This is a genomic window from Dictyobacter alpinus, from assembly GCF_003967575.1.
Lineage (GTDB): Bacteria > Chloroflexota > Ktedonobacteria > Ktedonobacterales > Ktedonobacteraceae > Dictyobacter > Dictyobacter alpinus.
In genome coordinates this window covers 4,941,044-4,962,751 of record NZ_BIFT01000001.1, presented here as the reverse complement: position 1 = coordinate 4,962,751, position 21,708 = coordinate 4,941,044, and the positions used below count along the sequence as shown (strand labels likewise).

General features: G+C 49.0%; 18 protein-coding genes. 7 read left to right on the top strand and 11 right to left on the bottom strand.

Annotated elements, in window-relative coordinates:
* The first annotated feature begins 127 nt into the window (after positions 1–127).
* The 3 genes from EL633_RS19430 to EL633_RS19420 all read left to right on the top strand — a co-directional run bounded on the left by EL633_RS19430 (position 128) and on the right by EL633_RS19420 (position 5,308).
* A complete protein-coding gene (locus EL633_RS19430; protein WP_126628776.1) occupies positions 128–1,588 on the top strand; it encodes a glycoside hydrolase family 43 protein in 1,461 nt (486 codons plus the stop codon).
* A gap of 67 nt (positions 1,589–1,655) precedes the next feature.
* Positions 1,656–3,194 (top strand): sialidase family protein, encoded by a 1,539-nt coding sequence (locus tag EL633_RS19425; RefSeq protein WP_126628775.1) that lies wholly within the window; start codon positions 1,656–1,658, stop codon positions 3,192–3,194.
* A gap of 1,136 nt (positions 3,195–4,330) precedes the next feature.
* Positions 4,331–5,308 (top strand): hypothetical protein, encoded by a 978-nt coding sequence (locus EL633_RS19420; protein WP_126628774.1) that lies wholly within the window; start codon positions 4,331–4,333, stop codon positions 5,306–5,308.
* Positions 5,309–5,386: 78 nt separating this feature from the next.
* On the opposite strand, the gene EL633_RS19415 is transcribed toward EL633_RS19420, so the two are convergent.
* The 9 genes from EL633_RS19415 to EL633_RS19375 form a co-directional block, all read right to left on the bottom strand.
* Positions 5,387–6,349: a universal stress protein gene (locus tag EL633_RS19415; protein ID WP_126628773.1), complete on the bottom strand. Its 963-nt coding sequence runs from the start codon at positions 6,347–6,349 to the stop codon at positions 5,387–5,389.
* Positions 6,350–6,479: 130 nt separating this feature from the next.
* Positions 6,480–6,932: a hypothetical protein gene (locus tag EL633_RS19410; protein WP_126628772.1), complete on the bottom strand. Its 453-nt coding sequence runs from the start codon at positions 6,930–6,932 to the stop codon at positions 6,480–6,482.
* Between the two features lie 143 nt (positions 6,933–7,075).
* Complete coding sequence (locus EL633_RS19405; protein ID WP_126628771.1) at positions 7,076–7,822, bottom strand: DUF998 domain-containing protein; 747 nt, start codon at positions 7,820–7,822, stop codon at positions 7,076–7,078.
* Positions 7,823–7,886: 64 nt separating this feature from the next.
* Entirely contained in the window at positions 7,887–8,234 is a 348-nt protein-coding gene (locus EL633_RS19400) for a DUF1801 domain-containing protein (protein WP_126628770.1), read from the bottom strand.
* 28 nt (positions 8,235–8,262) lie between these two features.
* Positions 8,263–9,078, bottom strand: coding sequence for an alpha/beta fold hydrolase (locus EL633_RS19395; protein WP_126628769.1), 816 nt, complete (start codon positions 9,076–9,078; stop codon positions 8,263–8,265).
* Between the two features lie 26 nt (positions 9,079–9,104).
* Positions 9,105–9,605, bottom strand: a complete 501-nt coding sequence (locus EL633_RS19390; protein ID WP_126628768.1) for an SRPBCC domain-containing protein — start codon at positions 9,603–9,605, stop codon at positions 9,105–9,107.
* Complete coding sequence (locus tag EL633_RS19385) at positions 9,598–9,948, bottom strand: ArsR/SmtB family transcription factor (protein WP_126628767.1); 351 nt, start codon at positions 9,946–9,948, stop codon at positions 9,598–9,600. Before EL633_RS19385 ends, EL633_RS19390 begins: the two co-directional genes overlap by 8 nt.
* A 116-nt stretch (positions 9,949–10,064) precedes the next feature.
* Positions 10,065–11,093: a hypothetical protein gene (locus tag EL633_RS19380; protein WP_126628766.1), complete on the bottom strand. Its 1,029-nt coding sequence runs from the start codon at positions 11,091–11,093 to the stop codon at positions 10,065–10,067.
* Positions 11,094–11,095: 2 nt separating this feature from the next.
* Positions 11,096–11,470 carry a PadR family transcriptional regulator gene (locus tag EL633_RS19375; protein ID WP_126628765.1) on the bottom strand — a complete coding sequence of 125 codons (375 nt, stop codon included), beginning with the start codon at positions 11,468–11,470 and terminating at the stop codon, positions 11,096–11,098.
* 593 nt (positions 11,471–12,063) lie between these two features.
* Here EL633_RS19375 and EL633_RS19370 point away from each other — a divergent pair.
* Positions 12,064–12,576, top strand: a complete 513-nt coding sequence (locus EL633_RS19370; RefSeq protein ID WP_126628764.1) for a hypothetical protein — start codon at positions 12,064–12,066, stop codon at positions 12,574–12,576.
* Between the two features lie 172 nt (positions 12,577–12,748).
* On the opposite strand, the gene EL633_RS19365 is transcribed toward EL633_RS19370, so the two are convergent.
* Entirely contained in the window at positions 12,749–16,276 is a 3,528-nt protein-coding gene (locus tag EL633_RS19365; protein ID WP_126628763.1) for a CHAT domain-containing tetratricopeptide repeat protein, read from the bottom strand.
* Between the two features lie 314 nt (positions 16,277–16,590).
* On the opposite strand from EL633_RS19365, the gene EL633_RS19360 reads away from it, so the two are divergent.
* Positions 16,591–17,274, top strand: a complete 684-nt coding sequence (locus tag EL633_RS19360; RefSeq protein WP_126628762.1) for a hypothetical protein — start codon at positions 16,591–16,593, stop codon at positions 17,272–17,274.
* 41 nt (positions 17,275–17,315) lie between these two features.
* The gene (locus EL633_RS19355) at positions 17,316–19,262 is read left to right on the top strand and encodes a right-handed parallel beta-helix repeat-containing protein (RefSeq protein WP_126628761.1); all 1,947 of its coding nucleotides are present in this window, start codon (positions 17,316–17,318) and stop codon (positions 19,260–19,262) included.
* Between the two features lie 258 nt (positions 19,263–19,520).
* Here the strand turns inward: EL633_RS19355 and EL633_RS19350 are convergent, their stop codons facing one another.
* The gene (locus EL633_RS19350) at positions 19,521–20,279 is read right to left on the bottom strand and encodes a cytochrome c oxidase assembly protein (RefSeq protein ID WP_126628760.1); all 759 of its coding nucleotides are present in this window, start codon (positions 20,277–20,279) and stop codon (positions 19,521–19,523) included.
* A gap of 313 nt (positions 20,280–20,592) precedes the next feature.
* Between EL633_RS19350 and EL633_RS19345 the strand changes: the two genes are divergently transcribed.
* On the top strand, positions 20,593–21,705 hold the full coding sequence (locus EL633_RS19345) for an NADH:flavin oxidoreductase/NADH oxidase (RefSeq protein WP_126628759.1): 1,113 nt from the start codon (positions 20,593–20,595) through the stop codon (positions 21,703–21,705).
* Positions 21,706–21,708: the final 3 nt, after the last annotated feature.

Genomic DNA, 21,708 nt, shown 5'->3' with positions numbered 1-21,708 from the left:
CAGACATGTATTGCGCCTGAGAGGAGGGAATTAGGATTTCGACGATCAGGACATGCGAGAGATTTGCATGTGTAATGCGTAAAAGACCCTGTTCGCCAACGTTGGCGAGATTGTGGAGAAAAAAACTATGTTGTTTATCAAACCATGGCATGGTAGGCTGACTCTGACCCATTCCTGGAGCGTGGCTCTCCTACTTGTGTGTACTTGTATTGCACTCCAATTTGCCCTATTTGGAGCCAGCGGATCCCCTTTCCATGCCAGGGCTGCGAGCGGAACGTTTCGCAATCCCATTGGTACATATCCTGATCCATACATACAATATTACAACGGGATGTACTACTCTGTTTACACCACCGGCAATAGCCTTAAAATGGCAAGCTCGGCCAGCATTGCCGATCTTTTAAGGTCTCCCTCAATCACCGTGTGGAGAGACACCGACCCTTCCCGTAACCAGGATATATGGGCACCTGGCTTGTATCAATGGCAGGCTCACTGGTATCTCTACTATACCGCGGATGATGGCTCCGACAATAATCACCGGATCTATGTACTTGAGAGTAGTGGCAACGACCCCAATGGCCCCTATGTCTTCAAAGGGCGCGTCGATCCCTCAAATAACTCCTGGGCCATTGACCCATGGATCCTCGATAATAATGGATCCTTATATTTTCTCTATAGTGGCGATGATGGCACAACCCGCAACCGCATATTTATCGCCCCTATGAGCGATCCTTTAACTTTGAGCGGTGGCCGCACAGAATTAGCGGCAAGCGGGACCTGCTCCGAGGTGCGCGAGGCTCCCTCGACCCTGCAGCGCAACGGACGCATCTTTCTCTTCTACTCTGTCTGCGATACCGGAAAGCCGGACTACCATCTTGAAATGATGACCGCACAGGAAAACAGTAATCTGCTGGATACCAATTCCTGGACGAACAATGGGGTGCAGTTTCAGCGCGCAGACCAGAATGGCGTGTATGGACCAGGTAGTAACGGCTTCTTCAAATCGCCTGATGGCACCCAGGACTGGATTGTCTATCATGCGAAGAATACTTCAGACTATACCTATCAAGCACGCACCACACGCGTACAACAAATTAGCTGGAACGCGGATGGCACGCCAAACCTTGGTACGCCTATAGCGGCGGGTGCGACCATGGACCTGCCATCAGGCGATCCTGGGGCGAGTCCATTGGGACTTAACGACACAGATACGGCGGTCGGCACAAACTATTTTGAGTACCAGGGAAACTGGAATTCTGGGAGCGGCTGTGGGGTGCAGTGTTACTATGGCAACGATCATTGGAGCAATGAGACCAATGCCACGGCCACGATCCACTTCCATGGTACACAGATCGCCCTGCTCTCAGTTGCGGATGTTGGTAATGGCATCGCGGGCATCTCGATAGATGGAGGACAGGAAACACGGGTCGATTACTACGCCTCCGTTCGTCAGGGAGAACAACTTCACTATGTCTCGCCAGTACTCAATCAGGGTGACCATACCATGACGATCCGGGTGACAGGCGATAAGAATCCAGCCTCTGGCTCAACCTACATTTCCATCGATAGAGCAGAGATATATAGCTAGAGCAAAGAACTGCTTTTTGTAGGTCAGGAAGACTAGCATGGATGTTAAATACAAGGAGGTATAAAAAATGCCAATCAAGCTCAGCAAACCCGCGCCCGTTCATATTGTGCGAGCAATCGCGCTTATACTCATACTTACCGTGATGCTCGTTATGGTAAGCGTTCATAGCTCCAGTGGGCCAGCCGCGCATGCCGCGACAGTAACCGTAGGTGCAAACGCGAATGATTATCCGCGCATCATCCGTTTAGCCCACAATGGGAGCGCCAATGGCACCTTGATGGTCATCTCGGATGGCTTTGTTCCCTATAAAAGTAGCGATAATGGCCTTTCATGGTCAGCACTTCCTGCGCCCCCCGCTGGTTCGGGTATCTGCTGTCCAGGCTTATTTGAGTTACCGACTGCGCTGGGCAATCTTCCAGCGGGCACTATTTTGCTTGCCCGCACTGAAGGTAGTGGAGGATCAATCGAGTTATATGCAAGTACAAACCAGGGGAACAACTGGTCTCATCGTAGTACGATCGCCACTAATGGGCAGGGAAATGGATTGGGGCTATGGGAACCCGAATTTGCTGTTGATAGCGCCGGCAATCTTGTGGTCTACTATTCGGATGAACGTCATCAAAATGATGGCTATAATCAATTGTTAGCGCATGAAGTCTCGACAGATGGAGGACAGACCTGGGGTCCAGAAGTATATGATGTCGCGCTCAACGACAACAATGCGCGTCCAGGTATGGCGCGGGTCGTCAAACTGCCCACCGGAACATATGTCATGGCCTATGAAGTGTGTGGCAATCCCGGTTGTTCGGTCCATATTCGTACATCAGCGGATGCCGACAACTGGGGCTCCGCGACAGATCTGGGAACACAGGTCTATGCAGGTGATAATAGCTACTTTGTCAGTTCTCCTGGTCTGGCCTGGAGTCAGGCTGGAGGCGGGAATGGCGAACTAATCCTGGTTGGGAAGTATCTCCAGAATGCCGCCAATGGGCATCAAAGTGGAAATACGCTTTTCATCACAACCGATCTGTCAGGCAAGGGCGGCTGGACAGCCCAGCCAGCGCCCTTGAGTATCAATGTACCAGGCGGCGGCGACCACTGCGCAAACTACTCGACATCGCTCCTGCCCTCGGCCGATGGTACAAGCCTGCTTGAAGCCGCAGGCTCCTACGCCAGTAACGGCCAGTGCCAGATGCTGGTTGGTTCAAGCAATGGAACTGAAGCTACTGGCGCCATTGGCGCACCGGGCAACAAGTGTGTGGATGTCGCAAATGGAGATGCCACAAGCGGCACGCATGTACAACTCTATGACTGCAACGGCTCAAGTGCGCAGCTATGGACTGTAGCCAACGACCACACCTTGCGTGCACTCGGGAAGTGCCTTGACATCGACGGCAATGGGACGGCGAACGAAACAAAAGTTGAGTTGTGGGATTGTAATGGCGTTGGCGGTCAACAATGGATTCAGCAGTCAAACGGCTCACTCTATAATCCACAATCTGGACGCTGCCTCGATGATCCAGCCGGCAACACCACGAACGGCACCCAACTACAGATCTGGGACTGCAACAATCAGTGGCCACAGGTCTACCACTTACCCGGCTAATATTCACAGAGTCTTGTACAGAGAGCAGCGGGTATGTTCTTGCTAATTGGAGCATACCCGCTGCTCTCTTGCATGATACATCTCACATAGCAACATTTTCTATCTGATCCCGATAATGGATGACGATCCGGTCTTGGGTGGGAAAACAGGTGAAGCGGACCGAGTGTACGTGAAGTGAGCGCCACACGCAAGGCCCAATACATCTCACGTAGGGATTTGTTACCTGGACAGAATCATGTTGAAGCAACCGAACCGTGTGGCAAGGAGACGTCAAAGTCCCTGAGCAGGACCATGTCGGGCTTTCATCTCGCTAATTGAGATGTATTTCAAGCAAGGACGGCATGCGGCACGATCAAGATCGATACGTGTTAGAAACGCATCGCATGCCTGTGGCGCCTACACCACTCATGGTTCTTGATCCGGTTCGCAATGGAACGTTCAGGATCGCGATCACACATCCGAATCATGGTTCTTGATCTGATTCGTACAGGGACGGGGGCCGGATGGATGGACATGGAATGCCAAACGTTCCCCGTCAATGCGGTAACATCCAACGTGAGTGGAGTAGGCGCCACAGCACTGCGTCTCGTTCTTGCACGTTCGCTCGTACCCAATCCGCATTCCTGGGCATCACCATCCCGAGAAACGCAACTACGGAATCGTTTGCGTTGTCAGGGGAAGGATCACTGGGAGAACGGCTCAATGGTTGTGAGCGCATCGGCAGTCAAGCGTTGCTTATGTTGCATGTATTACCCCGCTTTCCCTATAAAGGATAGAGAGTACTCATTTTTTGTTTTCAAAAATAATAGTGAAGTTGAAGTAAAAGTGGAGAAGCTTGTATTCATTCGCCACAAAAAAAGACAGGGAGGGAGAGAAAGCGTGCGGTTTTACATAAGAATTAGAGAAGATTCTCCGGTATAAGACAATGTGAATTATACGACAAATGCATGTCTTTTAACGAATTCTTAAGCACAGGATAATACTTTTTAACAGTCTTGTTAAGGATTAATATAAAGTGGAAGAGCAATGAATTGTAAATGAATAACCATATTTATACTTATAAGTATATCTACCAACAATAGTAGATACAATACTGCGCGACTTATTTTCCCCTAAAAAAGAGGAGAAGCCTGCCAATGAAACAGTCCCGTTTTATTTATGCGAGCACGTTGGCCTTAGCGATCGCCATTGCGCTCACCCTCGCGAGCTTTGTTACCCCGGCCAGTGCAAGCCCAAGTGGTGATGTCCTTCACTCGATCCACAGTATGGGCGTAAAAAGAACCAATAATAATTTTGCAAAGACCGCTGGTACCAACAATCTTACGTACCATGGTGGCACAAGCGGCTATGGCGTCGAAACTGGAGCGGACAAAGTATATTTAATCTACTGGGGATCACAGTGGAACGGCAATGACCCCTCCGGCGAAGCAGCCATCCAGCAAAAATTCTTTAATGGTGTCGGTGGTTCGAGCTGGAACAACTCGGTGACACAGTACTGCCAGGGCGTAGCTAGCGGTACGGTTACCTGTGGTTCCGCAGGCACACATGCTACCAACCCCTCCGGCGTACTCGCGGGTGTCTGGTACGACAATTCAGCCAAGGCTCCTTCTAAACCCAGTCAGTCAAGTCTTGCCAGCGAAGCGGCTAAGGCAGCGGCCCACTTTGGCAACACGACGACGGCTTCGAATCGCACGGTTCAGTATGTGATCAATACCGCAACACACAATAGCGCCAGTGGCTTCGGTTCCCAGTATTGTGCCTGGCACAGTTCAACGAACACCAGCTACGGCAACATCGCCTTTACCAACATGCCCTACATCACAGATGCAGGCACAAGTTGCGGCGCCAACTTTGTGAATAGCGGTAGCGCAGGTCTGACCGACGGCATCACCATTGTCGGTGGTCACGAATTCGCTGAGACCGAAACAGATATCTATCCCAGCACCGGCTGGATCGATAGTAGCGGAGCTGAGAACGGCGACAAATGCGCCTGGATCAGTTCTGGTCAGGGTGCATCAACCAATATCACCTTGAGCACCGGTACCTTCGCAGTCCAATCGCTCTGGAGCAACGCATTCAATGGCAACGCCGGTGGCTGCGTCAACTCCTACTAACGCCAACCTTACCTCAAATTACGTGGAGGGGTCGCCAATGCTGGCGATCCCTCTTTTCTGCTATCAGCTACCTGTTTTCTATGGCTGTACGATCCCCGTTTTCTGTGGTCGTACGATCAACATCGGCAATTTCGTGGTCGTGAGAAGACGATCTGTGACACTGCCCATCACCCAGCGTTCCAGCCCACCTCGACCATGAGTAGAAATAGCAATCAGGTCGCAACTCCCCATGCCCTCGATCTTGTGCTCCTCCAGGTGAAGCAATGTGGTGGCAACATCTTTCTCACATTCGACTGAGGATGTAAGAGAGAGCTTGAGGTCCTTTATTGTCGTCTGCAAGTGCTCCGTCACCTGCGCCAGGTAGACCCTGGCACTTTGGAGAGCCTCTTCATTGGTCTCACGGACAGAGCCCTCTTTTTCATCTGTCGGAACGGGCGTGACTACCTGGCTCAGGTGCAGTGCTCCTTGAGCAGGAGCGGCCAGGGCCGCAACCAGCTGCGCCGCCGGGATTAGCGCGGCTTCGGAAAGCCTGGATCCATCTAACGGGACAAGCGCACGCAGTGGTCGCGCGTTCTCTGCGCTTGATGGCAGAGAGACACCTTCGTTCTTACGTAAGACGAGGATGGGCACCGTACTTTCATGGGCCAGGGTGTGCGCAAAACTGCCCAGGGCCCAACGGGTGAACCCGGTTCGGCCATGGCTGCATAGTATAATCAGATCAATCTCTCGTGAAGCAGCAGTCGCGAGGATATTTTGAGCAGGAAGCCCAAACAGGACCTCAGTGGTGGTTGGTATGCCCAAAAGCTTCGATGATGTGGTAGCCGTACTGAGGTAGTCCATGGATTGGGTCATCTCTATTTCGACTGATTGCTCAGTTACAAATGAAGCAGTTCCCAATCCGCCATCATAGCCACTCCCGAGGTCGATTACTTGCAGGAGATGAATCGAACCACCTGAAACCTGTGCCAGGCGCGCCGCCACCGGGAGCGCCTGCTCTGCACGAGACGAGCCATCCAATGGAACGAGTATTCTTTGAAACATGCTTGCACTCCTTACATTGCTAAGTTACGTGTTCATTCATCGCTAGCATACGCATTGAACGTGAGAAGATGCGTGAGAAGATGCGTGAAAACATCTTTTGCGTAGCGTCACGGAGTGTCCCACAGAGCCGTCACTGTTTCAGACTGATATGCATTGCGGAGAAGTGGTTCCTTCGATAGTCGGTCAGCCAGAGAAAGCAGCTCAGCCCAAAAATTACCAGGCCGAGCGTGAAGTAAAAGATCTGCAGCGACAGAGCAAACCCAAGCATATTTCCACTCGTATGGTCAAGGATGACGACTTCCACAATCTCGAAAATCATCATGCCAAGCCCGGCAGTAGCGGATAGCAGCACACCTATTTCGCGTCCCATGAGGATGGTGGCAGCGGCCAGGAACATGCTGCCACCCACGATGACGATCAACAGTAAGGCAGGAATGGTGTAATCAACGAACGGCGAACCTTGCAGCGCGTTCAATGAGGCAGGAATCGCTCCTGTCAGCAGGCCGATACCCCCACCAACGGCTCCCAGTGCGACAAATACCTCTAAGACGATCAGCGAAATGCGGATGCGTTTCTGTTTCATACTCTTTCTTCCGTTTTTACCTGGCCTGGAGAAAACCAGTCGAACATCACCTTCCTGCTGGAAGATCAGGATATTCTATGAGAAGCATGCGCTCTTGATCTCACGAATGGATCACAATGAGTCCCTGGCTGCGCACAGAAGCATCACCGCTCGCATTTCACCGAGCATCGAAAACCGAGATACGAGTAAAAGTAGAACTGGCTTCCGATCAATGATCGTTGCTTACTTAACCAGACTGTATGCCAGGCAACGATCATCAGCCATCCGCTATAGGCGACCATCACAAGTCGGTTGGGCCAGCCAATCCACACATTTGGGCCAAATTTGCCTGCCATCGGGAGCATAACGGCCACAATCACGAGCATCAATAGCAGGCTGATCCAGGTTAGACTGGTGGCCCAGAAAAGCACGCGCCGGGCAGAGGACCAGGCAGGATGGCGGGCCAGGCTACGGCTGACCAGGAGAGCGGCCAGAGGCAAGCCGGGAACACCAATAATCGAAGCCAGAGCATGAAGATTGCCATGGGTGGTCAAGGAGTCTTTGCTTGCCGTGATAGGATCGATCGTAAAGATGGCTGCGGCGGCCAGGGCGGCGGCAGTCACCAACAGGATAGCCAGTCCGATATAGCCACCGAGCGTTCGGATGTACGAGCGAATGGCGATGAAACAGGTAACGCAACTCAGAGCCATGGTGAGGAAGACGAGTTGCATGACCCAGCCGTAGTTCCCGATTGAATACTCGCTAACCATGCGCCACGAGGGGTCAAACTCTGGTTTGAGAAGATGTAGAGCAGCAAGTAACACCAGAGATACACTGGCTGCCGCAAATGATAGCCGCGCTATGAGCCGTGAGGTCGTTCTCATTGAAGTGAGCGTGATATCTGTAGCCATCAGGTCCTCCCTCTATTCATGTTTCGTATCCGCAATGCTTTCCCCTGTACGCGCTGAGGACGACTTAAAGCGTCCGGGCGGCTTCCTGTAACAGTGTGGCGACAAGCTTATAATCAACGGTTTGGCCTGCAAGGATTTTGATAGTTTGGCGGTCGGGACTGCCACCAGGCTCAAAAAAGCCATCGGGGGCTTGCAGGGTCTGGGCATTGAAAATGGTAAAGCCGACCCAGGACTTCGCGGCATTGAAGAGGCACACATACTTCCCCTTCTTTTTATAGTGTGGCTTACCATATTGCATCCGTTCTTCAATGTCCGGAACGACTTGATAAATGACCTGACGAAGATGCTGGCAAATCTCAGCTTGCCACGGTCGATCAATGGCATCAATATATGCGGTCACATCTGCATTCATAACTTCTCCTGTGCACAAAAAACGACTGCTACTGTCGGGCAAAGAACGCTGCCAACGCGGGAGCGATGGCTTCGGCCTTCACCATGTGATTCTGCCCGGCCAGCGTCTGATAGCTGGCGTGGGGAAGAGTCTGGGAGAGTGCCTGCATTGAGTTGCGCATCCAGGTCGGACTTTTGCCGCCGTCCATAACAAGAATGGGGGCCGTGATATTTTCTCCCAGGTTCTTTGGGAGGGGAACGCCAGCTCCGTAAGCGATGATTGTGCTGATATCGTACGGTAGCGTGTGCGCGACGGAGGTAAGCTTCGACCACATTGGGAAGAGCGGCATGATGGTAAGCATAAAGCTGGGAGCACCGACCAGTTTCATGAACATCTTGACCGCTTTGGAACGTTGATTCTGCGCCACCGCCTCTTTGAGACTGGCCAGGAAGGCCGGCGTTATCGGTTTGCCGGTATCATCAACCACGAAGGGCGCTTCATACAAGGCCAGTTTTGTGATCCCTGGCAGCTGATTTGCCGCTGCGATAGCCAATCCGGCACCGGAGGATTGGCCGAACACATAAGCGGTACCACCGGCAACGTCAACCAGCGCCGCCAGGTCTTCGACTTCCCGCTCAACCGCATAGGGCTGGGTATCGCCGCTTTCCCCACGCCCCCGGCGATCATAGGTGATGACGGTAAAATGCGAAGCAAGCTGCGCAGCCATATCCTGGGAAGGTCCAAACTGCCGATAACAGAGCGCCCCATCGACCAGAATGAGGGCCGGCCCCCGGCCAACCTGTGTATAGGCGATAACGGTCCCATCTTTGGAGGTCACGGTGTGCTGTGCGATGATTGTAGCCATTATGTGTCTCGCTCCTTTTACTCTGTTTACTCTGCTTGCAATTCTTGCACGTAGACAGCCAGATAATCCCAGGTCGTGCTCATTCCCTGCATCATACCCATGTTGATCGCGACCTTCAGAGCCGCTGTAGTGGTAAACTGGAAACGGGCAGAGACATGTGTTGTGCCGCCCTCTTCAGTAAAGGTCACCGTAGCCAGATGCTCCGGCACACCCTCGATAGGATTAGCATGCTCGTCGGCGAAGGTTGAGGAATAGACCAGCTTCTCCGGTCGCACAATCTCGTTGTAGACACTACGCGACCAATGATCATCCCCCTCCGGTGAGCGCATACAATAGTGCCAGATGCCACCGGGTCGCAGGTCGATAGTGCACACGGGAATAGTATACGGCGCTGGTGCCCACCAGCGCTTGAGATGCTCCGGCTGGGTAAAAACCTGAAACATCAGCGCGCGAGGCACATTAAATTGCCGTTCCACGACAAAATCCTGTTCCCCAATACGCGTACTCAGCGATTGGTAATCAAACATTGTTATCCTCAATTCGATTGCTCGTGAGTGGCTCGCTGGCCCCTAATTCAAAAAGATAGTTGTCCAGACGATCAAAGCGTGCTTCCCAGAGGTGACGAAAAGATTGGAGCCAGTCCTCCATCTCCTGGAACGGTTCATGCTTCAACATATAGATTCTCCTATTGGCCTGTGGCTGGACCTCCACAATTTCAGCCGTACTCAGGACCTTAAGGTGCTTCGACACCTGCGGTTGTTGTAATCCCAGCCGCTCAGTGATCTCACCGACGGTCAGCGGACCGTCGCGCAACAGTTCGACAATATGTAAGCGATTTGGCTCTGTCAGAGCAGTCCATAGCGTTTTCATACTTACAGTATACCCCATAAAGAATATACTTGTAAAGGCATATTCCTTATGGGGTATACTTACTGCCAGAGAGCACCTGAATAGATGAGCAAACGCTTCATCACAGTCCTTCGTTTCTATGCAACGCGGCGACTGGCGCGCAGGCCATTGCTAAAGGCGGCGGCGCTCACGACGGCTGAGAGTGCCATGGTGATAAGGATGGAGATTACCCAGATGATTTGGCCATTCCCAAAGCCTGAGCTACTGGCGACGAATTGCGGTGCATCAAGCCATAAACGCAGCAGCCAGATGGCGGTAGCTGCGGTGGATGTGGTGATGGTCAGGACAAGCAGACCAATAGGGATCAGCGCGAAACGCAGCATGCTCCGTTTGAATTCACTGCGCAGAACGGCCAGCGAGAGCGAGGTCATAATGGCCAGGATGACAAAAAAGATGCTGGTGAGGAGGCCACAGATCATGGCAAGACTGAGCGCTAGCATTAATGGGGACTGCGCGAATACACATCCGTTGGTCGAGGTGCATGGCGGTGGGCTGAACAAGGTTTGCGTCACCAGGAGGAAGCAGAGAAAACCAGCGGCGCAGAGAAACGCGATTCCGAGCAGCGAGAAAGCCTGTTTCGGTTGCAGCAGAAACAGCTTGAGCACACCGCGTAGCCCATCCGGTACAGCCTGTTTCACGGCAATAAACATGATGGGGAGTCCTCCCACTACGATGACGAACAGGGTCAAAAGGATACCTGACTCCATGATGGCGTGAGAGATAGCGACCTCCGCATGCGCATTACCAACGGCATTGAAAGGAGCACTGGGATCAGCAATGCGCCCCAGGGCAATAGCCGCCAGCAGAAAGAGGAGGCCGGACCAGAAAACCGCGATCAGCGAGCGACGCAGTGTAGGGAGCATAGGATATGGCCCTCCAAGATATTCAGCCAACAATCCAGGCACGGTCTCGCCTATCAACGCCGGCCAAAGCAGAAGGACACCCGCCGCTCCCTGTTGTTGGTAGGCCGCACGACAACACTGCCGAAAATCGTTGAGTGCCGCCGCTGCATAGTCCCGGCGAAAGGCTGGCGGCCCCAGTCTGAGCAAGCCACGGTACAGCAACAGAGAGAGCAGAATAACTTTTGGTAGTACAGGCTGCCTCATATTTACGCTCCTTGCAAAGATTGAGCCGAACCAGCGTTACCAAACAGAGGCTTGCTACGCGCCATAGCCAGCGTCTGCTCCAGATGGTTCGTCCAGGCGATGGCCACACGCTGCCCCAGAGAAGTCAGACGATAGTAGCGGCGGCGCTCATCATCCAGATCTGGATCTGGCCGCTCATCCGCTTCAGCGATCAAGCCATCTTCCAGCATATGCTTAATCGAACGATAAAGGGTCGTCGGACCAATCCGCAGCTTACCCTCAGTCTGGCTGACAATCTCCTGCATAATACTATAGCCATGGCGCTCACCATCCGAGAGAGCCAGCAAAATGTTAAACACCGCCGGCGTCAGCGGCAGAAAGGCCTCGGGATCAGGCATATATACATCTCCTTTCATTATGAATATATTCACCGTGGTTATAGTCTCTATGGCAATAGTAACAGACGCGCTCAGAAAAGTCAATTGCCGCCGGCGGCCTTTTATCTATCCGGAGAGCATTTCATAGTGTCAAATATTCCTTTGTACATCAGCCAGAAGCATCTATGCAGGCAAAAGCTAAACGCCGCCCTTTAATCAGGGCGGCGTTTTTCGTCTATTTTATAAATAAATCGTACAAAAATTATATAAACAGTATTCGATGAATAAAGAAGATAGTATCAACAAGTAAAATTTCACTATTGCCCACATGTGTCAGTACTTCTTTCTAGTATAACCAACATAAAGAAAAAAGAGAATACACAGAGGTGTGTCTAGAAAAAACAGGCTATGAGTGGCTATAGTTAAAACTGTAAGGAAGTTATCAGGCACACGAGATGTACTGTGTAATATTCATACCTTCACTCGCACATGAATAGATTATTCTGAGAAATCAATCACGATTTAGTGTTCCTTTAGCTTAGAACATGCTAGTGACCGACATGATCTCAATCATTGTTTTCACCCCATTGTGGGAAGAAGGAGATTCATTGGAAATGAAAAAAACATTAATTTCTATGAGCGTTACAGTTTTATGTCTCTTGTTATTGCTTGCTATTCCCGAAAGTGCATTCGCTCATACATCCGGTATCACACCGCCCACACATGTGAAGCAGAAACAGGCACGAGTTTATAGTTCGTATGATGGCCAGTGGCCAGAACTTTCAGGGTGTTGGGATAGCACAGCATATGTTGCTGAAAAAAATACTGTTTACCGTTATGGTCGCGCTGAATTGATTATATTATGGGCAAATGACCGTTGCGGAACAAACTGGACAGATATTCAAGTGCTTGACGGTACCTCACTCTATATGCAAGCATTTGTTCAAAATAGCACGCCTCCGAATATTGCATCTGACGGACAATTTGGAAGTCCAGTAGTCTCTTCAAGAACCTGGTCAAGAATGATTTATTCCCCAGTATACCCGGCCAGGGCATGCGTCTTATGGGATCCCAGCACCTCGGACGAAATCTGGCAGTGTGGAACAGGACAACCAGGATTTAAATAGTCTTAGTTGTTCTGGTTGCCTTAGTGTATATAGATGAATACCCATAAGGATACTGAAGCAGTTCATGAATAGTTAGGAATGTGATCCACGTGTCTTGAAGCATGTAAGAGACAACGTGGATCACATCTGGTAGTTTGGGGTATCAGCGTCGGCCCTGATAGGGGACAAGGAATCACCAACCAATTACTTGAAACGCACTCCAATAATAAGGGTTAGTATAGGGGGCGACGGCAGGATCTTGAGATTGTGCGCCTAGCCGAACAATCAATTCAGCATCTGAGAGATCATAGCGAGTTGAGCGTCCACGAACAGGGATTGGTTGCCAATGCGATGAAGCCATCGCTGGAGTAATATCCTCAAGGGGATGCCACGGCAATAGAGTCGGCAGCTCCTGGGCAGAGGAGGGAGGAAGACGACGATGCCAGGACAACAATTGTTGATTTGTAACCGTACGCAACCACTGCTGGGCACGCGCAAGTGCGGCGGTAGGCGGTTCGTAGTCTCGACGAGGAAGCCATTCTTGAATAAAACGCACGATGAGCAGATACGTAGCCTGGTCATCGACAGGCCATTGGGAGGCTAAAACTGCGTGTGCTCCAGACTGGAGCAGGGCAGCAGCAAGACTATGGAACTCATCTCGAGCACCACTTGTATCAAGCAGGGCAGTCTGGCAAGCGGAAAGAATGACAAGCCGGAGACCACGCACATCGATTTGGTGATTGAGCATCTCAGCCATAGTGATGCGTTCATTATTTGTCAGGCGCAAAGCTGATTGTAAGAAATCTCTGGTATCAAAGGAGCCATGACAGGAGGCATCGACAACCCAACTCGTTTCTAGTGCCGAAAGAAGTCGTTCACGGGTCGCACGTGTTTTGATATATGCAGCAGATGGTAAAAAGGATTGACGTGCCAGAGAGTGCAAGGTAAGAGCCTCAGCCTCGCTCCAAGGTAAGTTCTCTTGAGGATCCCCCAGGGCGGTAATGCCAGCAGAAGGAGGGCGACTGGCATGGGATCGCAACAGGGAACGGGTGCTGGGGACCACACTCGTGGGGAGCGTCTCATTCACAGTACGTCCGCTGGCAAGCACAAGATTTGGAAGCGGGAAGATAGCAAGATAACCACAAGGAATCAGGGTTACTCCTGCTGCTTCATGCTCTTTTAGCCAGCTAACAAGAGGATCCATCACCATAGTTTGAAGAAGTGGCAGGCAGCGATCAAGTTCTATCTGGAGGAAGCTATGATCACAGGTGGCACTCATTTCGTTCAAAACGTGTTGCGAGAGGGAAGAAAATGGTTGGGTTATAAAGGAGGTAAATGGAGAGTCCGCCAACAGGGTTTGAAGCGCTTGAAGAAGAGAACTATCTTGACCCGCTTGCTGACAGGCAGCCTCTAAAGCTTGAACTTTAGCCTGGATGGTTGTCCCTTCCCATTGCTGGCAGAAACGTTCAAAGCCTTGCCCGGTTTGCGCCAGAATAAGCCCACCAATGATCCGTTCGGAGTGATCATTGAGGTGCGTCTCGATTAGCGAGTCAACAAATTTGTCGGTAAGACCAGGGAAATCTAGAGAAAGGAAACAGGCGGAAGAGAAGGTATGCAATCCCTGAATGGCAATGGCAGCTCCCCCCCAGGGAGTAGCAAGAAGATAGACCAGCACATGGCCTTCCCCAAGCTGGACCGCTGCTTGATGAAGCCTGGCAGAATCCAGAGGATTGTCCATAAAGGAGCCAGGATCATTGGCCGCACGAATCTCTGCAATGAGAGTATCAAAATCAGCTTTGGCCTGACGATAGGTTGTCGTTCGCTCGAGATCCAGATGGCGTCGTACATTTTCATCGAGGTGTGTGGGCAGCGATTCATGAAGCTGTGCCTGCGCAGCAATCAGGGTTGTGCGCACCTGGATATAGCGAGCACGTCGTTGCTGATTGTGGATAAGCATTGGATCGGCAGCATCAAAAGCCATAGCTTCAGCCAGACCATGGGCTCGTCCTCGTTCGATAGCTATAGCAGCGTCCTCCATACATTCCAAACGAGAAAGAGCATACCCAAGGCGGATCGCAGCATCTCGTCCCTCTTTAAGAATTGCATCTCGCCCATGTGTGCCTGTCCCCAGAATGATGAGCAGATCTTCTGCTACAAGCGCTGCAATATAGGACTCTTTAGCCCCTTCCCAGTTCTTGAGTTGGGCTTCTACTTCCGCAAGATTCATATGCACATTACGATATTCACGTGGAAAGGCTTGCAACGTATACACTTGTAAGGCTTCCTGATAAGAGATAATAGCCTGCTCCAGGTTTTCTTTGCTTTCTCCTACTATACGTTGTGTATAAATGTAGCCCAAATCGTTCTGTATTTCAGCATATCCTAATGGAATTGCATTCCGAGTGCGTATACGTAATGCATGATGATGGCAGACAATGGCTTGTTCTAAATTCTCTCTTCGTTCTCCCATCATACGTCGCGCATACACTTTACCAAGATTGTTTTGTACACGTGCATATTCCAACGGGAAGGTGTCGGGAGTATATACACGCAAGGCTTCCTGATAAGATGCAATAGCTCGTTCAAGGTTTTCATGCCTTCCTACTATACGTTCTTGATAGGCAATGCCCAGGTTATTCTGAACCCTTGCATATTCGAACGGAAAGGTTTCAAGTGTACATACGCGCAAGACTTCATGGTAACAGACAAAGGTTTTTTCTAAGTTTTCGCGTCTACCTCCTTCGATACGCTCTTTATATGCAATGCCCAGGTTATTATATGTTTGTGCATAGTAGAATGAAGAGGTATTCTGCGCATGTACACGTAAGGCTTCCTGATAAGAAACAATAGCTCGTTCGAGGTTTTCTCGTCGCTCTCCTGCAATACGAAGCCCGTATACAATCCCCATATTATTGTGTATCTTGGCATAGTCTAAAGGGAAATTATCGATTGTAAGTACACGTAAGGCTTCCTGATAAGATGCAATAGCTCGTTCAAGATTTTCTCGTCGCTCTCCTGCAATGCGAGACAAATATGCGCCACCTAGATAACGTTGTATCGTTGCATATTGGTAAGGATAGCTAGCTACAGTAAAGGTTTGCAAAGCCTTTTCTCCACATTGGAATGCTTTTTCAATAGCTTGAGTACGACTAGTACGTTGTTGCATCATCCATGCACTCATAAGCTCAAGATTGAGAGTTGCATGAACCACAAGAGGAATAGCTGTATCTTTCTGAATTCGCTCTAATGCCCCTTGTAAAAGGGTTACACGCGCTTCAGCAGTCATCTCCGGACTGCTTTCTTTGAAGAGTTCTATAAGCTCTTGCTCAACGGTTTCTAACCAGGAAGGGAGATCAAGAGCGAAACCACCATACAAATTGATATAAGACTCACGGATGGCCTGAATATTTCCACCTCGTCTTTGAGCATCTTGCAATAATAATATCGCTTCACGTAGCTTTTTCTCTTGATTTGTTTTTTCAGATTCCTGTGCTATTATTGCTTTTTTTAATGTATTGACATGTTTTTCAAGCAAATATGAGTGACTTTCCAGAAAGCGTCGCTGCTCTCGCACAGTTGGTAGGTCCAACCACATTTGCAATAAACGAACATGATCAAAAGAGCTATTTGGGTCGAGAGATGAAGGATTTTCTTGAGAATTAGCCACATCGCGATTCGTCATTTCGCCTGTCGGTTTGTTCTGATCATCATGCTGATGCATAGGATCCTTCCTGCACTAATACCATATTTTTCTATACGCTGAAAAGGTTCTAATTTTCAAATATGTTTCAATCTATATACGCGGTACGATTTTATTTTTTATGCATAATAGTATACCCCCTGCATTCACTAGAATAAAGCACCAGGTATTGCCTCTATTTGAAGCACAAAAGTGTAAAAAATATCTATATACACGCTATAACATAGTGCAGTCCAAATACCCATAAGAGGATTTTCATGAAAAAAATATACACAGTAGTGTGACTAGAAAAAGAAAGATGGAAGAGATATAGTTGAGTAAGAAAGGAGGAGCATATGCGACAATCTTCAGATATGGCGAAACAATGGAATCTATTTGTACGAGAATTGGAAACATTGTTAGAGATGCGGGGGTATGGTCTTAATGATCTGGTCAGTAAAACGCACCTGCATCCAGAAAAAGTACGCCGACTTAAGCGGTCATTGATAAAACCACACTTTCACATTCTCAACCCCGATGAAATAGAACAGATAAGCGAGAAATTTGCCTTCACGGTGGACGAACAACTTCGTATCCGGGCAGCAATTCTTGCAACGGCAGTAGAGGAAACATTGATGAATCGTATCGATCCCGAGAATGCCCTGCGTGCAGCTGAGGAACTATTTCCTTTGTTAGTCAAGGCACTGCGCCAACGCTATGGACGATACAGTGGTTTAGCAGCAACGAGGGGATTTCAAATGACGCATGAATTTATACCTGATAAAGATGTTTTAGAGCCAATTTTAGTACAATTCGATCAAGCAATGATTTCACTCTATTTAAGTGGACAAAGTCAAACAGATCAGGAACGCATGGAGCAGGCACGGGTAGCACAGAGCCGCTTCCGTAATGTTCTTACTGAACTAGAAACGTTATGCGTAAAAGATCCGACAATGACACAAGATGAAAGCTGGAATTTCTGGGTCGAGGAAACACATAAAAACTTACAGGTAATAGAGGAAGACATCTTACAATTTTGATCAGAACTTGAAGCAACCCATAATGCAAAAGGAGTCTTTCCATGCACACAAAAAAATGGAAGATAAAAATCGGCCTGTCTATCCTTCTAGGTATCATTGCGATATATCTTTTCTGTTTAACATTGTCTATGGGTAGCGCAAATAATAATTCAGTGGCAATTGCAGTTGCATCATCCATTAGTTTATTTTCATCAATAATATCGTGCCTCATTTCTCCTTTTGATTTTAAGCAATTACAGAAGTTTTTTTATACTGTACATTCTCAGCAACCGACATCCTCACAAAGCATACTTACAAAAAAGTTTCATTGGACAAGAAAAATTTTTCTTACTTCGCTCATACTCGCCATCACCACCTCCATTGGAATAAATGTATATGTGTTATTTTCCCCTCACACAAATGTCGTCACATCTGCAAATAACGATGGACCTGGTACATTACGTCAGATTTATCGATCCGCCCAAAGTGGTGACACGATTGTATTCTCACCAGACCTTAGAGGAGCAACCATTACGCTAACATCGGATTGGTTTTTACGTAAAGATATTAAACTCACTGGTATTACAAACGATAAAAATACCACTACTCAATCTCTCCTTAAATCAATGGATAGTGATAATAGCATCACTATTACAAATACGAATAACGCTCAAATATACATACCTGAGGGAACTAATATAAGCCTGGAGCATGTAAATATTAACTCTACCAGGACAGCAACAAAACCATTTCTTGAAAATCATGGTATTCTCACGCTTTCGCATTGTTTTGTGTATCATAATCATTCAAGCGAAAAAGGTGGAGTTATTACCAATACGGGAGGCGCATTAACACTAAATGATAGCCTTTTTCAAGAAAATACTTCTGAAAATGATGGTGGTGCAATCTACAATGTTGCGGGTTCTCTTACCTTAAACCACACAACCCTGACGAACAACCAGGCTGATCACAATGGAGGGGGCATTTATAATCAAGGGGGGCTTGTTAGCATTACTAATTTTAGTTATCTCTTAGGAAACCAGGCTAAAAGTGGTGAAGGGGGCGGAATTGAAAGCCGACATGGCTCGCTGGTAATATCAAATAACAGTTATCTCGAAAAAAATGGTGCCATCAGCGACGGTGGAGGCGTTCTCCTTGCTGGTGGGCAGGCTCAACTAGATACGATCACGATTGTCCATAATGTAGCGGGAAAAAGAGGAGGGGGAATTGCAGTTGAGGTCAATGACGATGATGGTGATATTGGGCAATTAACCTATCGCAATACCAATTTCAATATGAACTACATCGGCCAGGATAGTAATCGTGCTGATGCAAATATATGGGGCAATGAACTTTCGTTGAACAAACATGTTTCCAGTAACTTCGCAACACTTATTTCAGCGAAAGACCTGGGCAAACAACTACAAAACTATCAGCCTACCCTTAATCCTCAATTCGTTGGTGTCATCGACTTAAAAACGCTCGATCAATACTGCCAATCACTCGGATGGGAAGCAGCCTCTACAGAAACAACGGCTTTTAATATTGCGTGTATGAAGTCTGATACAGGAGAAAGACAACTTTTAACGCAGTTTAAAAATAATATTTTTAATAGAGTATGTGATTATCTGGCAGGAAACGTGAATCCAGCAACTCCAGACAAAGGCCCTATCGTTGCCCGACTTGGCAACAATGATAATCCTTTAAGCTGGCAATGTTTCAAACAAGAAACATTTTTAGGGAATATAACGACCGACTATTATGGTACAAGTGTAAGTGTCACACAATTGGATCAATACTGCAAAAATCAAGGGTACAATAAAGCAGAAGCCTATGACAAATCAAGTGTCTATGGCTGGCGATGTATGGGATCTAACAGCCAATACAGTTCTATAAATATGGCTGATGCCTGCAGATCAATGTATGGTAATAATCAGCGCCCTATCATTGATCGTTTCGATAGATTCAGTAAATATGATGATTGGCAATGCTGGGGACCGACAAATTAAAACAGCTGATATGAAAAAAATGAAATGAATGGGCTTAGATAATAAGCAACGGTGGCGGCCGATGCGCTCACTCTCATCGGGCCACTCTCCCAGAGTAGGTCTTGCCCCAGTTCATGTAAGTCATATCCCTGGACACGTAGTCGTCTTGAGGTAAGCATAGCGAAGCGTGTCCAGCCTCTGGCTTGTGCCTGGTCGTACGTGTGACAGGAGCAGGGACAAGCCCTGCCGTTACGTCGAGTAGGGGTGGCTCGATGGTGGCTATTCCTGGATTGATGCGAGCTGTTCATCGTAGGGGTCTTCAAGTAGCTCGCGATCTTTGGCTTTTTGTTCTTTTTCCTGTTGCAGCATCCAGCGGAGGAAGAGGACGCTGGTGACGATGACGAGGAGGAAGACACCTCCGACCACCCACATGAAAAGTCCACCCAGCTGCTGATCGGTGGCGGTCACGGTCATACGCATCGTGGGGTTTTCCATGCTAAAGCGATACAGTGGCGCCGAAAAGGTCATGCCCGCACCAAGGAGCATCATGGGCATATCGCTGAAGAAGATATAGGCAAGTTTCCCGGCCAGGGGGAGCGGGGCTTTTCTGCCGGCCGTGATTTCGAACAAGGGACACCAGAAGAGGAGGCCGGTTAACAGGTATAACAGGTTGGTAATATCGTGCAGGAACGGATTGCTCATCATCGCATCCATCAGTACAGGAGCATGCCAGAGCCAGATGTTGCCGTTGAAAAGGAGGGAGGCCACCACCGGAATTGTCAAAACAGCCAGGCAGCGCCGCAGCACGGCATGACGGTCCAGAAAACGCTGGATACTCCCGGGCGCAAGTCCAAACAAGATCATTGGTGGAACGACGAGTGAGAGCAGCAGATGTTGGACCATATGGATAGAGAACATAAAATACATACCCACAATATCCATTGGAGTCACAAATGCGATAATCGCTATGATCAATCCACATATAAATACAATGGTGCGTACACTCATAAATGATTTTGCGCTGACGTGCTCTTGCATGATGATACCCTTCCAGACCTGATCAAAGAGATTGCTGATGAAAGCTTTTTTTATTCTGCTACATATAATAAAGCAGAATAAAAGGTTGTCAATGAGGAGAACACTGTACTCCACACCGTATTTTAATGGCTCCACTCATACATGCGTACGCCGCTTTTCGAGATAGAGAGCCTTGCGCCAACTCACTGACAGACTGAACAGAAGGAATTGGCGAGGAATAATTTCCAGCAACAAGAATGTTATGGCTGGTTATGGCATAGTCAGACATAATAGATAAGGAGGAATTTGTAACATGGAGTTAAGGAGCCAGAATATGAATCCAACACGCGTCCATCCTGAAGAAAACCAGGATCAAATAGCTACGGTCCCTTTATTCACCCCATACAAGTTACGGGGCCTTACCTTTCGTAATCGTATTGTCGTCTCCCCCATGTGTCAATATTCCTCGCATGACGGCTTCGCGAACGATTGGCACCTGGTCCATCTCGGCCAATTTGCTATCGGTGGAGCCGCTCTCGTCTTGGCTGAGGCAACAGCGATAGAGGCTCGTGGACGTATTACGCCACAAGACCTCGGCATCTACAAAGATGAACACATCCCGATGTTGGCTCGTATCGTTACATTTATCCGTGAACAAGGGGCTATCGCAGGAATGCAGCTTTCACATGCTGGCAGAAAAGCCTCGACCTATCGTCCCTGGAGCGGGCATGGAAAGATTCCAGCCCAACATGGTGGCTGGCAAACGGTTGCACCCAGTGCGGAAGCTTTTTCTGATACCTATCCCGTTCCAGCAGCATTAACGCACAGAGGAATCGCGGAAATCGTTCAAAATTTCCGAAGAGGGGCCGAGCGAGCATTGAGCGCTGGTTTCCAGGTGCTCGAAATCCATGCCGCACATGGCTATCTCCTGCATGAATTCCTCTCTCCACTCTCAAATAAGCGCGAGGATGAGTACGGTGGTTCACTTCAAAATCGCTTGCGCTTCCTCCTGGAGGTTTGTGATGCAGTACGTAAGGCTATGCCTGAAAACTTGCCATTGCTGGTCCGTATCTCTGCCACTGACTGGGCTGAAGGGGGACTCACAGGTGAGGATGCAGTAGAGATAGCTAGTGCATTATCAAAGCATGGAGTAGACCTGATAGATACCTCTACAGGAGGCAATGTGCCCAACCCGATCATCCCGGTTGGGCCCGGCTACCAGGTTCCTTTTGCCGAGGACATACGCCACAAGGCGCATATACCTACTGGTGTGGTTGGTCTCATCATCCATGCGTCACAGGCGAATAAAATTCTGGAGGATAAGCAGGCGGACATGATCTTCCTGGCACGCGAGCTACTCCGTGATCCCCATTGGCCATTGCAAGCTGCCCGTAAGCTCCACTACGATATAACCTGGCCCGACCAATACCTTCGCGCCAGACTATAAATT

Coding starts and splice junctions, on each gene's coding strand:
- EL633_RS19430 (WP_126628776.1), top strand. CDS start 128: ATGTTGTTTATCAAACCATGGCATGGTAGGCTGACTCTGACCCATTCC.
- EL633_RS19425 (WP_126628775.1), top strand. CDS start 1,656: ATGCCAATCAAGCTCAGCAAACCCGCGCCCGTTCATATTGTGCGAGCA.
- EL633_RS19420 (WP_126628774.1), top strand. CDS start 4,331: ATGAAACAGTCCCGTTTTATTTATGCGAGCACGTTGGCCTTAGCGATC.
- EL633_RS19415 (WP_126628773.1), bottom strand. CDS start 6,349: ATGTTTCAAAGAATACTCGTTCCATTGGATGGCTCGTCTCGTGCAGAG.
- EL633_RS19410 (WP_126628772.1), bottom strand. CDS start 6,932: ATGAAACAGAAACGCATCCGCATTTCGCTGATCGTCTTAGAGGTATTT.
- EL633_RS19405 (WP_126628771.1), bottom strand. CDS start 7,822: ATGGCTACAGATATCACGCTCACTTCAATGAGAACGACCTCACGGCTC.
- EL633_RS19400 (WP_126628770.1), bottom strand. CDS start 8,234: ATGAATGCAGATGTGACCGCATATATTGATGCCATTGATCGACCGTGG.
- EL633_RS19395 (WP_126628769.1), bottom strand. CDS start 9,078: ATGGCTACAATCATCGCACAGCACACCGTGACCTCCAAAGATGGGACC.
- EL633_RS19390 (WP_126628768.1), bottom strand. CDS start 9,605: ATGTTTGATTACCAATCGCTGAGTACGCGTATTGGGGAACAGGATTTT.
- EL633_RS19385 (WP_126628767.1), bottom strand. CDS start 9,948: ATGAAAACGCTATGGACTGCTCTGACAGAGCCAAATCGCTTACATATT.
- EL633_RS19380 (WP_126628766.1), bottom strand. CDS start 11,093: ATGAGGCAGCCTGTACTACCAAAAGTTATTCTGCTCTCTCTGTTGCTG.
- EL633_RS19375 (WP_126628765.1), bottom strand. CDS start 11,470: ATGCCTGATCCCGAGGCCTTTCTGCCGCTGACGCCGGCGGTGTTTAAC.
- EL633_RS19370 (WP_126628764.1), top strand. CDS start 12,064: ATGAAAAAAACATTAATTTCTATGAGCGTTACAGTTTTATGTCTCTTG.
- EL633_RS19365 (WP_126628763.1), bottom strand. CDS start 16,276: ATGCATCAGCATGATGATCAGAACAAACCGACAGGCGAAATGACGAAT.
- EL633_RS19360 (WP_126628762.1), top strand. CDS start 16,591: ATGCGACAATCTTCAGATATGGCGAAACAATGGAATCTATTTGTACGA.
- EL633_RS19355 (WP_126628761.1), top strand. CDS start 17,316: ATGCACACAAAAAAATGGAAGATAAAAATCGGCCTGTCTATCCTTCTA.
- EL633_RS19350 (WP_126628760.1), bottom strand. CDS start 20,279: ATGCAAGAGCACGTCAGCGCAAAATCATTTATGAGTGTACGCACCATT.
- EL633_RS19345 (WP_126628759.1), top strand. CDS start 20,593: ATGAATCCAACACGCGTCCATCCTGAAGAAAACCAGGATCAAATAGCT.